The sequence below is a fragment of the Pseudomonas sp. PSB18 genome (assembly GCF_014596565.1).
Classification (GTDB): Bacteria; Pseudomonadota; Gammaproteobacteria; order Pseudomonadales; family Pseudomonadaceae; genus Aquipseudomonas.
Window position 1 is genome coordinate 220,313 of the sequence record NZ_NOIN01000001.1, and the last position, 13,248, is coordinate 233,560.

At 63.5% G+C, this 13,248-nt stretch carries 10 protein-coding genes; all 10 read left to right on the top strand.

Going from position 1 to position 13,248, the window contains the following annotated elements:
- Positions 1 to 102: 102 nt before the first annotated feature.
- The 10 genes from CGA22_RS00855 (at position 103) to CGA22_RS00900 (ending at position 13,186) form a co-directional block, all read left to right on the top strand.
- Positions 103 to 981, top strand: coding sequence for an esterase/lipase family protein (locus CGA22_RS00855; RefSeq protein WP_041022599.1), 879 nt, complete (start codon positions 103 to 105; stop codon positions 979 to 981).
- A gap of 96 nt (positions 982 to 1,077) precedes the next feature.
- A complete protein-coding gene (locus tag CGA22_RS00860; protein ID WP_016774509.1) occupies positions 1,078 to 1,359 on the top strand; it encodes a peptidylprolyl isomerase in 282 nt (93 codons plus the stop codon).
- A gap of 133 nt (positions 1,360 to 1,492) precedes the next feature.
- Positions 1,493 to 3,361, top strand: coding sequence for an extracellular solute-binding protein (locus tag CGA22_RS00865; protein WP_041022588.1), 1,869 nt, complete (start codon positions 1,493 to 1,495; stop codon positions 3,359 to 3,361).
- Positions 3,361 to 4,419 carry a microcin C ABC transporter permease YejB gene (locus tag CGA22_RS00870; protein WP_041022587.1) on the top strand — a complete coding sequence of 353 codons (1,059 nt, stop codon included), beginning with the start codon at positions 3,361 to 3,363 and terminating at the stop codon, positions 4,417 to 4,419. The genes CGA22_RS00865 and CGA22_RS00870 overlap by 1 nt, the downstream gene beginning before the upstream one ends.
- Positions 4,419 to 5,441, top strand: coding sequence for an ABC transporter permease (locus CGA22_RS00875; protein ID WP_041022586.1), 1,023 nt, complete (start codon positions 4,419 to 4,421; stop codon positions 5,439 to 5,441). The genes CGA22_RS00870 and CGA22_RS00875 overlap by 1 nt, the downstream gene beginning before the upstream one ends.
- A 7-nt stretch (positions 5,442 to 5,448) precedes the next feature.
- Positions 5,449 to 7,029 (top strand): ABC transporter ATP-binding protein, encoded by a 1,581-nt coding sequence (locus CGA22_RS00880; protein ID WP_041022598.1) that lies wholly within the window; start codon positions 5,449 to 5,451, stop codon positions 7,027 to 7,029.
- Between the two features lie 122 nt (positions 7,030 to 7,151).
- Entirely contained in the window at positions 7,152 to 8,567 is a 1,416-nt protein-coding gene (locus tag CGA22_RS00885; RefSeq protein WP_041022585.1) for a sigma-54 interaction domain-containing protein, read from the top strand.
- A 283-nt stretch (positions 8,568 to 8,850) separates the two neighbouring features.
- Positions 8,851 to 10,242, top strand: a complete 1,392-nt coding sequence (locus CGA22_RS00890) for a GntP family permease (protein WP_041022584.1) — start codon at positions 8,851 to 8,853, stop codon at positions 10,240 to 10,242.
- Between the two features lie 7 nt (positions 10,243 to 10,249).
- Positions 10,250 to 11,026, top strand: a complete 777-nt coding sequence (locus CGA22_RS00895; RefSeq protein WP_041022583.1) for a 3-hydroxybutyrate dehydrogenase — start codon at positions 10,250 to 10,252, stop codon at positions 11,024 to 11,026.
- Between the two features lie 204 nt (positions 11,027 to 11,230).
- Positions 11,231 to 13,186: an acetoacetate--CoA ligase gene (locus tag CGA22_RS00900; RefSeq protein ID WP_041022582.1), complete on the top strand. Its 1,956-nt coding sequence runs from the start codon at positions 11,231 to 11,233 to the stop codon at positions 13,184 to 13,186.
- The last annotated feature ends 62 nt before the right edge of the window (positions 13,187 to 13,248 follow it).

Consider the following 13,248-nt stretch of genomic DNA (forward strand, 5'->3'; position numbering starts at 1 on the left):
TTTCGGTCGGGCACAGCGGTTTCTTCCTACACCCCAGCGCAGGAGCCTGCATTACAGTGGTGTCGCAAATTCAACATGAACCTCTTCGAAAAAGGTACGAACATGCAACGGAATGCAACCACTCAATTTCCTATCCTGTTGGTACATGGTTTGTTCGGGTTTGACAGGGTCGCAGGCTCCGAACTTTTCCACGGCATCAAGCAGGCGCTGCGCACCGCCGGCGCCCGGGTATTCATTCCCTACCTGTCGGCAACCTACGCCAATGAGGCTCGCGGTGAAGAGTTACTGGCCCAGATTGATCGGGTCCTGAGCGGAACCGGGGCCACTCGGGTCAACCTGATCGGGCATGGCCAAGGCGCATTGGCGTCCCGTTACGCCGCCGCACTGGCACCCGCGAAGGTCGCCTCGGTGACATCGGTCAGCGGGCCCAACCACGGCTCCGAACTGGCCGATTTCCTGCGCAAGGCCCTCACGCCCGGGCGCCTGCCGGAGCATGTGGCAAGCAGAGTCGCCACGTTGTTTGTCGACTTCATTTCCTTGCTGAGCGGCCAGGCACAGCTCCCACACAACGCCATCGCCGCACTGGCGGCACTGACCACCGAAGGCGTTGGCGCATTCAACGACAAATACCCGCAAGGTTTACCCAAGAGCTGGGGGAGCAAGGGACCGGAGTTGGTCAACGGCGTGCGCTACTACTCTTGGAGCGGAACGCTGCAAGAAGCACCCGACGGAGGGCCCAAGGCGACGGATCCCTTCCAGGTGTTCTGCCGGGCCTTTTCCGAGTACTTCATCACCGAAGCCGGGCAGAACGACGGGCTGGTGGGTCGCTTCAGCTCGCACCTGGGCAAGGTCATCCGCTCCGACTATCCGATGGATCACCTGCAGGCCATCAATCAACCGTCCGGGTGCGCGCACAAGGGGACAACCCCGCTGGAACTTTATGTGCGGCACGCCGAACGCCTGCGCAAAGCGGGCCTGTAATCGGCAGGTTCAAGGTTTTGACGCATTTTTGACAACATACCCTTTAATGATTCCGGTAGGCTCACACCCTTTAAAATCCATTGAAAGGAATTTCCCATGGCCAAAGCCACTGCCCGCCACATCCTGGTTTCCAGCGAAGACAAGTGCAACGAACTCAAGGCCCAGATCGAAGCCGGTGCCGATTTCGCCGAAGTCGCGAAGGCCAACTCGTCGTGCCCATCCAGCCGCCAGGGTGGTGACCTGGGTTCGTTCGGCCCAGGCCAGATGGTCAAGGAGTTCGATACCGTCGTGTTCAGCGCACCGATCAATGTGGTGCAGGGCCCGGTCAAGACCCAGTTCGGCTATCACCTGCTGGAAGTGACCAGCCGCCAGGACTGAGGATGACGGTGGCGAGGGAGCCTGCTCCCTCACCACCGTGCCTCCTCACCACCTCCTTGACCACAGGGCTAGCGATCAGCACGCCGCTCGCGTAAAAATCGTGGTCATCGATCACCCGGCTTTAAGGCTGACAATGCGACTGGTGTTTCCCTCTCTGTTCCTGACCGCCGCGCTCCTGCTGACAGGCGCCGCCGGTGTGTCTGCCGCACCGCAACATGCCCTGACCGTCTATGGCGAACCGGCCAAATACCCCGAAGGCTTCAGCCATTTCGCCTATGCCAATCCCCAGGCTCCCAAGGGTGGCACTCTGCGCCGCTCGGCCATCGAGATCGGCCAGTTCGATCACGTGCTGCCTTACATCGACAAAGGCATCGGGGTCAGCCAGATCGACGGCATGCTGTATTCGCCCCTGGCCCAACGTTCCCTGGATGAGCCCTACACGGTCTACGGCCTGGTTGCCCAAAGCATGGAACGCGCGGACGACGGCCTGTCCCTGCGCTTCTATCTGAACCCCAAGGCCCGCTTCGCCGACGGCAAGCCCATTACCGCCGAAGACGTGCGCTACAGCTTCCAGTTGCTGATGACCCAGGGCAGCCTGCGCTATCGCACCCAATTCGCGGCCGTCAAAGGCGTCGAAGTCGAAGGCGAGCGCACGGTTCGCTTCGATTTCAAGAACAACGAAAACCGCACCTTGCCCCTGGACATCGCCACCCTGCCGGTGTTTCCCGAGCATTGGTGGAAAACCCGCGACTTTGCCAGCGGCGGTGGCTATGAAGCGCCGCTGGGCAGTGGGCCGTACCGGGTCGGCAAGGTCGACTCCGGGCGCAGCATCACCTTCGAGCGCAACGCCGACTGGTGGGGCAAGGACCTGCCGGTCAGCCGCGGGCTCTACAACTTCGACCATTTCAGCATCGAGTACTTCGGCGACACCGACGTGGCGCGCCAGGTGCTGCGTGGCGGCGCCTACGACTACAACCGCGAGTTCTCCGCCACGGGCTTTTCCATCGGCTACGACAGCCCGGCGCTGCGCGACGGCCGCCTGCAGAAAGCCCACCTGGCCACCGAAGCCCCGCAAACGGCCCAGGGCTTCGTGTTCAACCTGCAAAAGCCGCAGTTCCAGGATCCCCGCGTCCGCCAGGCCCTGGCGATGCTCTGGGATTTCGAATGGAGCAACCGGCAGATGATGCGCAACCTCTATGTGCGCCAGCAGAGCTTCTTCTCCAACACCGACCTGGCTGCCCGAGAGCTGCCCGACGCGAGCGAACTGGCGATCCTTGAACCGCTGCGCGGGAAAGTCCCCGACGAGGTCTTCACCCAGGTGTTCCAGGCCCCGAAGACCGACGGCAGCGGCGTGATTCGCGACAAGCAATTGCAGGCCCTGGCGCTGCTGGAACAGGCCGGCTGGAAACCCGATGGCGATCGCCTGGTCAATGCCGAGGGCGAGCCGCTGAGCTTCACCTTCCTCAACAGCCAGAACGGCATGGACCGCCTGCTGCTGCCCTACAAACGCACCCTGGCGCAGATCGGCATCGACATGAGCATCCGTCGCATCGACCCGTCCCAATACGTCAACCGCCTGATGAGCCGTGACTACGACATGATCGTCACCGGCTATCCGGTCAGTACCTCCCCCGGCACCGAGCTCTACAATTACTTCGGTTCGGCGGCGGCCAACGACCCGGGCGCCAACAACTACATGGCCCTGCAGAATCCCGCCGTCGATACCCTGATCGACGGGCTGGTCAAGGCCACCACCCAGGACGACATGCTCCGTCATGCCCACGCCCTGGACCGGGTGCTGCAATGGAACTACTACTGGATTCCCAACTACTACCCACCGGGCAGTTCGACCGTGTGGTGGAACCGCTTCGGCATGCCGAAGGTGCAGGCCGCCAATGACGAAGCCATCGAGAGCTGGTGGGAAGTCAGCACCACGCCCTTGACCAATGAACAGATGACCGCCGAGCGAATCAGGCGTGGCACCTCCGGAGGGCGTCACTGATGTGGGCCTATGTCGCGCGACGCTTGCTGCTGATCATTCCGACCCTGGTGATCATCCTGCTGGTGAATTTCGTCATCGTCCAGGCGGCTCCCGGTGGCCCGGTGGAACAGGCCATCGCCCACCTCCAAGGCATCGGCGGCGCCAGCGTCGGCAGCTCGGGCAATGCCATGACCGGCACCTCCCGGGCCAGCCGCGGCCTGGACCCGCAACTGATCAAGGACATCGAGAAACAATACGGCTTCGACAAACCGGCCCATGAGCGCCTGTGGCTGATGCTCAGCAGCTACGCCCGCCTGGACTTCGGCAAGAGCTTCTTCCGGGGCGCCACGGTCACCGACCTGATCCTGGAAAAGATGCCGGTGACCATTTCCCTGGGGCTGTGGGCCACGCTGATCACCTACCTGGTGTCGATCCCGCTGGGCATCCGCAAGGCGGTGCATCACGGGTCGGCCTTCGATGTCTGGAGCAGCACGGCGATCATCATCGGCTACGCCATGCCGGCGTTCCTCTTCGCAATGTTCCTGATCGTGGTGTTCGCGGGCGGGACGTCGCTGAACTGGTTTCCGGTGCGCGGGCTGGTATCGGATAACTTCGAATCGCTGTCGACCCTGGGCAAGATCACCGATTACTTCTGGCACCTGGTGCTGCCGGTCACATCGCTGGTGATCGGCGGCTTCGCCACCCTGACCATCCTGACGAAGAACTCGTTCCTCAATGAAATCACCCGCCAATACGTGGTCACGGCGCGGGCCAAGGGCATGAGCGAACGTCGGGTGCTGTACGGGCACGTGTTCCGCAACGCCATGCTGTTGGTGGTGTCGGGAATTCCCCAGGCGTTCATCAGCGTGTTCTTCGCCGGATCGCTGCTGATCGAGGTGATCTTCTCCCTCGATGGCCTGGGCCGCATGAGCTACGAAGCAGCCGTGTCCCGGGACTATCCGGTGGTGTTCGGCTCGCTGTTCATCTTCACGCTGTTCGGCCTGCTGATCAAACTCATCGGCGACCTCTGCTACACCCTGGTGGACCCGCGCATCGACTTCGCCGCGAGGAACGCCTGATGTTCAGATTCTCGCCCTTGGGCCGACGACGTTTCGAGCGTTTCAAGAAGAACCGCCGCGGCTGGTGGTCGCTGTGGTTGTTCATCGGCCTGTTCATCCTGACCCTGGGCGGCGAGCTGATCGCCAATGACAAGCCGCTGGTGGTGAGCTATCAGGACTCGCTGTATTTCCCGGTGTTCAAGCGCTACACCGAGCAGGAGTTTGGCGGCCAGCTACCGTTCCAGGCCGACTACCGCAGCAGCTACGTGCAGAACCTGATCCACAAGGACGGCGGGTGGCTGCTGTTCCCGCCGATCCCGTTCAGCGACGACACCCCCAATTACGACCTCAACCAACCGGCCCCGAGCCCGCCCACCTCGGTGAACTGGCTGGGCACCGATGATCAGTCCCGGGACGTGCTGGCCCGGGTGATCTTCGGCGCCCGAGTGTCGATCCTGTTCGCCCTGGCACTGACGGCCATCAGCGCGCTGATCGGCATCGCCGCCGGCGCGTTGCAGGGGTATTACGGCGGCTGGGTGGACCTGTTGGGACAACGCCTGCTGGAAGTCTGGTCGGGGCTGCCGGTGCTCTATCTGCTGATCATCCTCTCCGGTTTCGTCGAGCCGAATTTCTGGTGGCTGCTGGGAATCATGGCGCTGTTCTCCTGGCTGGCCCTGGTGGACGTGGTCCGCGCCGAGTTCCTGCGCGGGCGCAACCTCGAATACGTCAAGGCCGCCAGGGCCCTGGGCCTGACCGACCGCAAGGTGATCGTGCGGCACATCCTGCCCAACGCGATGAACGCGACCCTGAGTTATCTGCCGTTCATCCTCACCGGAGCGATCTCCACCCTCACCGCCCTGGACTTCCTCGGCTTCGGCATGCCGGCCGGCAGCGCGTCCCTGGGCGAGCTGATTGCCCAGGGCAAACAGAACCTGCAAGCACCCTGGCTGGGGCTGACGGCATTCTTCACCCTGGCCCTGATTCTTTCCCTGTTGGTGTTCATTGGCGAGGCTTTGCGCGATGCATTCGACCCCAGGTCCTGATCCGGACGTGCGAGACAACCTGATCGAAATCCGCGACCTGAGCGTGGCCTTCAACGACCAGGCCGTCGTGCGCAACCTGTGCCTGGACATCCGCCCCGGCGAGTGCCTGGCCCTGGTGGGCGAATCGGGTTCCGGCAAATCGGTGACGGCCCACTCGATCCTGCAACTGCTGCCGCCAACCGAGAGCCATACCACCGGCAGCATTCGCTATCGCGGCCAGGAACTGGTCGGTGCCCAAGCCAGCACCCTGCGAGCGTTGCGCGGCAACCGTATCGCGATGATCTTCCAGGAACCGATGACCTCCCTCAACCCGCTGCACAGCGTCGAAAAGCAGATCGGCGAAACCCTGATGCTGCACAAGGGCCTGGGCGGTAAAGCGGCGCGGCAACGCATCCTGGAACTGCTGGCCCTGGTCGGCATCCAGAAGCCCGTCGAACGGCTCAAGGCCTATCCGCATCAGCTCTCCGGCGGTCAGCGCCAACGGGTGATGATTGCCATGGCCCTGGCCTGCGAGCCGGAGCTGTTGATCGCCGACGAACCGACCACTGCGCTGGACGTGACCGTGCAGCGCAAGATCCTGTTGTTGCTCAGATCCCTCCAGCAACGGCTCGGCATGTCCCTGCTATTGATCAGCCATGATCTGAACCTGGTGCGCAGCATCGCCCAGCGGGTGTGCGTGATGAAGGCCGGGGAAATCGTCGAACAGGCGCCGTGCGAAACCCTCTTCAGCGCGCCGAAGCACCCCTACAGCTGTGAACTGCTGCACGCCGAACCGGAGGGTGAAGCCCTGCCCCGGGACGCGCGCGAAGACGTGTTGCAGGTCCAGGACCTGCGGGTGAGTTTCGCCCTGGGCGGTGGGTTGTTCCGGCGCAAGGAGTACCTGCGTGCGGTCGACGGCATCAGCCTGAACATCCAGCGCGGCAAGACCCTGGGCATCGTCGGCGAATCCGGTTCCGGCAAGTCCACCCTCGGCCAGGCGATCCTGCGGCTGATCGAATCCGAAGGCAGCATTCGCTTCCAGGGTGAAGCCCTCGACGCGCTGCCGCAGAAAGCATTGCGGCCGTGGCGCAAGCAGATGCAGGTGGTGTTCCAGGATCCGTTCGGCAGCCTCAGCCCACGGATGTCGGTACAGCAGATCATCAGCGAAGGCCTTGAGGTCCACAGTCCGTCCAGCGCCCAGGAGTGCGAGGCCCGGGTGATCCAGGCCCTCAAGGAAGTCGGCCTCGACCCGCAGAGTCGCCATCGCTACCCCCACGAATTTTCCGGCGGCCAACGCCAGCGCATCGCCATCGCCCGGGCCCTGGTGCTCAAGCCGGCCCTGATCCTGCTGGACGAGCCCACATCGGCGCTGGATCGCACCGTGCAGAAACAAGTGGTCGCCCTGCTCCGCCAGCTCCAGGAGAAGCACGGCCTGACCTACCTGTTCATCAGCCATGACCTGGCGGTGGTGCGCGCCCTGGCCCACGACATGATCGTGATCAAGGACGGCAAAGTGGTTGAATGCGGCGCCAGTCATGAGGTGTTCGACGCACCAAAACACCCTTACACCAAGGAGCTGTTGGCGGCGGCGCATCCGGGGTGGGCATAATACCGACACCGTGTCGCGCCCATCGCGAGCAGGCTCGCTCCCACATTGGAACGCGATCACCTGTGGGAGCGAGCCTGCTCGCGAAGGCGGCCTGACAGGCAATACACAACCCGGACCAGACCATGACCCCCACCGAAAACCTCAAGGACTACAAGCGCGTACGCACCCTGGCGATTCGCTCCTTGTTCGAGATCATCGAACAGTCCAGCGAAGGCACGGTGATTGTCGACCGTGACGCCAACATCGTCTGGATGAACGAGCGCTACGCCCGGCGCTTCGGCCTGAACTCGGCGCAGGAGGCCGTCGGTCGGGCCTGCGAGAGCGTGATCCCCGGCAGCCTGCTGCGGGAAGTGGTGCGGACCGGGCGGCCGATCCTGTTGGACATGCAGGAAATGCCCAAGGAGCCGTTGGTGGTCATGCGTCTGCCGATCCATGACAGCGCCGGCGCGGTCATCGGCGCCATCGGTTTTGCCTTGTTCGGTGAACTGCATAGTCTGTCGCCGATGCTCAAGCGCTACCAGAGCATGCAGGAAGAACTGGCCTCGACCCGTTCGCTGCTGCGGGCGCGGCAGACCAAGTACAACTTCGCCCATTTCATCGGCACCAGCAGCGCCGGCCTGGAGGTCAAGCGCCGCGCCCGGCGCAGCGCCAGCACCGATTCCCCGGTGTTGCTGCTCGGCGAAACCGGCACCGGCAAGGAACTGCTGGCCCAAGCGATCCACAGTGCCTCGCCACGGGCGCACAAGGCATTCGTCAGCATCAACAGCGCGGCAATTCCGGAATCGCTGCTGGAAGCCGAGTTCTTCGGCACGGCCCCCGGAGCCTTCACCGGGGCCGATCGCAAGGGCCGCGCCGGCAAGCTGCAGATCGCCCAGGGCGGCACGTTGTTCCTGGATGAGATCGGCGACATGCCGCTGCCGCTGCAAAGCAAACTGCTGCGAGTGCTACAGGAAAAGGAATATGAACCGGTGGGGTCCAACGAGGTGCTGCAAAGCGATGTCCGCGTGATCGCGGCCACGTCAATGGATCTGGAGGCGGCGATCAAGCGCGGCGAGTTCCGCGCCGACCTGTATTACCGCCTCAATGTGCTGCCGATCCAGGTCCCCCCGCTGCGCGAGCGCCTGGATGACCTGCCGGCCCTGAGCGAGGCGATCCTCGAAGACCTGCGCAGCCAGCACGAACTGAACCCCGATGCTCTCGACCTGCTGGGGCAACACGCCTGGCCGGGCAACATCCGCGAATTGCGCAACGTGCTGGAGCGGGCCGCTCTGCTCAGCGATAACCTGCAGCTCACCGTCGCCGACATCCGTGCGGCCATCGGCACGTTCACCCCGGTGACCCGCTCGGCCAGCCCAAGCCTGGAACTGCTGCCGCAGGAAACCTTCAGCCAGGCCCGGGCCCGATTCGACCGGCAACTGATCGAAACCACCCTCGCGCAATGCGGCGGCAAGGTGATCGAAGCGGCGGAGCGACTGGGGCTGGGACGTTCGACGTTGTACAAGAAGATGGTGGCGTTGGGGATTGCCGAGTCTCAATAGAGAGAAATCAATTCTCTTTTTGTAGACGACTACTTCCGAGCGCTTCGCGCTCATCGCGAGCAGGCTCGCTCCCACAAACGACCGCGCTCCCCTGTGGGAGCGAGCCTGCTCGCGATGAGGCCATCCGAATCAAAAAATCTCAAAAAAGAGACAGCACTCTTCGTATCTCCTCAAGTCAAACAACAAACCTCATATATTTCAACAAGTTACCAACCTGGCACAAAACTCGCTAAAGCTCCTCCCACCGCTTCACCACAAAAATAACAATCCCAGGAGACACACCATGAGTGTGATCATTGCCTTGGCAGCCCTCGCGCTGCTGATGGTTGCCGCCTACCGTGGCTACAGCGTCATCCTCTTTGCCCCCATCGCCGCCCTCGGCGCCGTCCTGCTCACCGACCCATCCGCCGTCGCCCCTGCCTTCACCGGGGTGTTCATGGAGAAAATGGTCGGGTTCATCAAACTGTATTTCCCGGTGTTCCTGCTCGGCGCGGTGTTCGGCAAACTGATCGAGTTGTCGGGCTTCTCCCGCTCCATCGTGGCCGCGGCGATTCGCCTGCTGGGCACGCGCCAGGCGATGCTGGTGATCGTGCTGGTCTGCGCCCTGCTGACCTATGGCGGCGTGTCGTTGTTCGTCGTGGTGTTCGCGGTGTACCCGTTCGCCGCCGAGATGTTCCGCCAGAGCAATATTCCCAAGCGCCTGATCCCGGCCACCATCGCCCTCGGTGCATTCTCCTTCACCATGGACGCCCTGCCCGGCACGCCGCAGATCCAGAACATCATCCCCAGCACCTTCTTCAACACCACCGCCTGGGCCGCGCCGTGGCTGGGTGTGATCGGCACGCTGTTCGTTTTCAGCATCGGCATGCTGTTCCTGCAACGCCAGCGCAACAAGGCCCAGCGCGTGGGCGAAGGCTACGGCACCGAACTGCGCAACGAGCCGGAAACGGCCGAAGACATCAAGCTGCCCAACCCGTGGATCGCCGTTTCACCGCTGCTGGCGGTCGGCATCATGAACCTGTTGTTCACCCAGTGGATTCCCCAGTGGTACGGCAAGACCCACAGCCTGGCGCTGCCGGGCATGGCGACACCGGTGACCAGCGACGTCGCCAAGCTCACCGCGATCTGGGCGGTGCAGGCCGCGCTGTTGGTGGGCATCATCATGGTCCTGCTGTTCGGCTTCCGGGCCATTCGCAGCAAACTGGCCGAAGGCAGTAAAAGTGCGGTGGGCGGTGCGTTGCTCGCAGCGATGAACACCGCCTCGGAATACGGCTTCGGCGCGGTCATCGCCTCGCTGCCGGGCTTCCTGGTACTGGCCGACTGGCTCAAGAGCATTCCCAACCCATTGGTCAACGAAGCCGTGACCGTGACGCTGCTGGCGGGCATTACCGGCTCCGCGTCGGGCGGCATGAGCATCGCCCTGGCGGCGATGTCCGAAACCTTCATCAGCGCCGCCCACGCCGCCAATATCCCCCTGGAAGTGCTGCACCGGGTCGCAGCGATGGCCAGCGGCGGCATGGACACCCTGCCTCACAACGGCGCGGTGATCACCCTGCTGGCGGTCACCGGGCTGACCCACCGTGAAGCCTACAAAGACATTTTCTGCATTACGCTGATCAAGACCCTCGCGGTTTTCGTGGTGATCGGTGTGTTCTACGCCACTGGCATTGTATGAGGTTCTTATGACGACAACTCTTTCCGGCAAGACCGCCCTGGTCACCGGTTCTACCAGCGGCATCGGCCTGGGCATCGCCCTGAGCCTGGCCAAGGCCGGCGCCGACTTGATCCTCAATGGCTTTGGCGATGCGTCGGCGGTGATCGCCGAAGTGCAGCAGTTCGGCGGCAAGGTGGGCCATCATCCGGCCGATGTCAGTGATCCGGCCCAGATCGCCGAGATGCTCGCTTATGCCGAGCGGGAATTCGGCGGCGTCGACATTCTGGTGAACAACGCCGGCATCCAGCATGTGGCCGCCGTGGAGGACTTCCCGGTGGAGCGCTGGGACTCGATCATCGCTATCAACCTGTCCTCGGTGTTCCACGCCACCCGCCTGAGCCTGCCAGGCATGCGCAGCAAGGGCTGGGGGCGGATCGTCAATATCGCCTCGGTACACGGCCAGGTCGGCTCGGTGGGCAAGGCCGCCTATGTCGCGGCCAAGCACGGGGTGATCGGCCTGACCAAAGTGGTCGGCCTGGAAACCGCCACCAGCAACGTCACCTGCAACGCCATCTGCCCCGGCTGGGTGCTGACCCCGCTGGTGCAGAAACAGATCGACGACCGCATCGCCAGCGGCATCGACCCGCAACAGGCCCAGCATGATCTATTGGCCGAGAAGCAGCCGTCGCTGGATTTCGTCACTCCGCCGCAACTGGGGGAACTGGTGCTGTTCCTGTGCAGCGAAGCCGGCAGCCAGGTGCGTGGCGCAGCGTGGAATATCGATGGTGGGTGGTTGGCCCAGTAACCCAGGACTACCCTGACACTGATCGTTCCCACGCTCTGCGTGGGAATGCAACTAGGGACGCTCCGCGTTCCAAAGAGCCAAGCGTGGGAATGCATCTAGGGACGCTGCGTGTTCCAACAGCGGACGCAGAGCGTCCATTGAGGCGTTCCCACGCAGAGCGTGGGAACGATCCTGACGATCCTGAACAAGAATAAGAGATACGCCATGTCCGACACCCTCTGGCAACCCAGCCCCGAACGCATCGAGCGGTCGCGCATGAACGCCTTTCGCCGGTTCGTCAACGAACGGCATCACCTGCAACTCAGTGACTACCCCGCCCTGCACGCCTGGAGCATCGACCAGCGCGCAGCGTTCTGGCAGGCCATCGTCGATTTCTTCGGGATCCGCTTTCATCAGGCGCCCACCGAGGTGCTGCTGGAAGGCGAGCAAATGCCCAGCGCCCAGTGGTTCCCAGGGGCGACGCTGAACTTTGCCGAACACTTGCTGCGCCGTCGCGATACAACGGTGGCCGTGGTTGCCGTCGGCGAAGACGGCGACCAGGAACACCTGACCTGGGCCGAACTCGCGGCCCACGTCGCCGGCCTGCAGAAAAGCCTGCAAGCGGCCGGTGTCACCCAAGGCGACCGCGTCGCCGCGTGCATGCCCAACACCTGGCAGACCCTGGTGGGTATGCTCGCCACCACCAGCCTGGGAGCGATCTGGTCCTGTTCGTCGCCAGACTTCGGCACCCAGGGGGTGATCGACCGTTTCGGCCAGATCGAGCCCAAAGTGCTGATCACCTGCGCCGGTTACCGCTACGCCGGCAAGGTCATCGACCAACGGCCCAAGGTCAACGAGATCCTCGAACGACTGCCATCGCTGCAGCAACTCATCGTGCTGCCCTATGCCCAGCCGGATGCCTGCGCCGAGGACTTCAGGACCCCGGCCAGCGTCGCGCTGTGGGACGGGTTCTACCAAGCCGGTGGCGAGCCGCAGTTCGTTGCCGTGTCGTTCGACCATCCGCTGTACATCCTGTACTCCAGCGGCACCACCGGCGTACCGAAGTGCATCGTCCATGGCACCGGCGGCGTACTGCTGCAACACGTCAAGGAGCATGGCCTGCACGTCGACCTCGGCCCCGAGGGTCGGCTGTTCTACTACACCACCTGCGGCTGGATGATGTGGAACTGGCTGGTGTCCGCCCTCGCCGTCGGCAGTGCGGTGGTGCTTTACGACGGCTCACCGTTCCACCCCGGCCCCGAGCGCCTGCTGGACCTGATCGACCAACAGCGCATCAGCGTGTTCGGCACCAGCCCCAAGTTCCTGGCCGCCCTGGAGAGCCAGGGTTTGAAACCTCGGCAGACCCACGACCTGGGCAGCCTCAGGACCCTGCTGTCCACCGGCTCGGCACTGGCCCCCCATAGCTACGACTACGTCTACCGCGACGTCAAGCCCGACGTCTGCCTGGCGTCGATGTCCGGTGGCACCGACATCGTGTCGTGCTTCGTCAACGGCAATCCACTGTCGGCCGTGCGGCGCGGCGAGATGCAGGGCAAGAGCCTGGGCATGGCGGTACAGGTCTGGAACGAGGCCGGGCAGGCCGTCATCGGTGAGAAAGGTGAATTGGTGTGCACCCGGCATTTCCCGGCGATGCCCATCGGCCTGTGGAACGACCCCCGGCAGGAAAAACTGCGAGCCTCCTACTTCAGCCAATTCCCCGGTGTGTGGGCCCAAGGCGATTACGCCGAGGAGCTGTCCCATGGCGGCTTCCTGATCCATGGCCGCTCCGACGCGGTGCTCAATCCCGGTGGCGTGCGCATCGGGACGGCGGAAATCTATCGACAGGTGGAAAAGGTCGAACAGGTGCTGGACAGCGTCGCCATCGGCCAGCAATGGCAGGGGGATGTGCGGGTGGTGCTGTTCGTGCGTCTGCAAGAGGGCACAGTCCTCGATGACACCCTGGAGCAGCGGATCCGCCAGGTCATCCGGGCCAACACCACGCCGCGCCATGTACCGGCGAAGATCCTGGCGGTCAGCGACATACCGCGGACCATCAGTGGCAAGGTGGTGGAACTGGCGGTGCGCAATGTGGTGCATGGCGAAGCGGTGAAAAATACCGACGCCCTGGCCAACCCGGAGGCGCTGGAGCAGTTTCGGGATCGGCCGGAGCTGGCCACCTAGCCCCCCACAAAACTGCTTTTCTGTGGCGAGGGGATTTATCCCCGCTGGGCTGCGAAGCAGCC

What these genes read in the sequence shown, in the direction of transcription:
- CGA22_RS00865 (WP_041022588.1), top strand. Translation starts at nt 1,493, where the DNA reads ATGCGACTGGTGTTTCCCTCTCTGTTCCTGACCGCCGCGCTCCTGCTG.
- CGA22_RS00900 (WP_041022582.1), top strand. Translation starts at nt 11,231, where the DNA reads ATGTCCGACACCCTCTGGCAACCCAGCCCCGAACGCATCGAGCGGTCG.
- CGA22_RS00890 (WP_041022584.1), top strand. Translation starts at nt 8,851, where the DNA reads ATGAGTGTGATCATTGCCTTGGCAGCCCTCGCGCTGCTGATGGTTGCC.
- CGA22_RS00860 (WP_016774509.1), top strand. Translation starts at nt 1,078, where the DNA reads ATGGCCAAAGCCACTGCCCGCCACATCCTGGTTTCCAGCGAAGACAAG.
- CGA22_RS00885 (WP_041022585.1), top strand. Translation starts at nt 7,152, where the DNA reads ATGACCCCCACCGAAAACCTCAAGGACTACAAGCGCGTACGCACCCTG.
- CGA22_RS00895 (WP_041022583.1), top strand. Translation starts at nt 10,250, where the DNA reads ATGACGACAACTCTTTCCGGCAAGACCGCCCTGGTCACCGGTTCTACC.
- CGA22_RS00875 (WP_041022586.1), top strand. Translation starts at nt 4,419, where the DNA reads ATGTTCAGATTCTCGCCCTTGGGCCGACGACGTTTCGAGCGTTTCAAG.
- CGA22_RS00855 (WP_041022599.1), top strand. Translation starts at nt 103, where the DNA reads ATGCAACGGAATGCAACCACTCAATTTCCTATCCTGTTGGTACATGGT.
- CGA22_RS00870 (WP_041022587.1), top strand. Translation starts at nt 3,361, where the DNA reads ATGTGGGCCTATGTCGCGCGACGCTTGCTGCTGATCATTCCGACCCTG.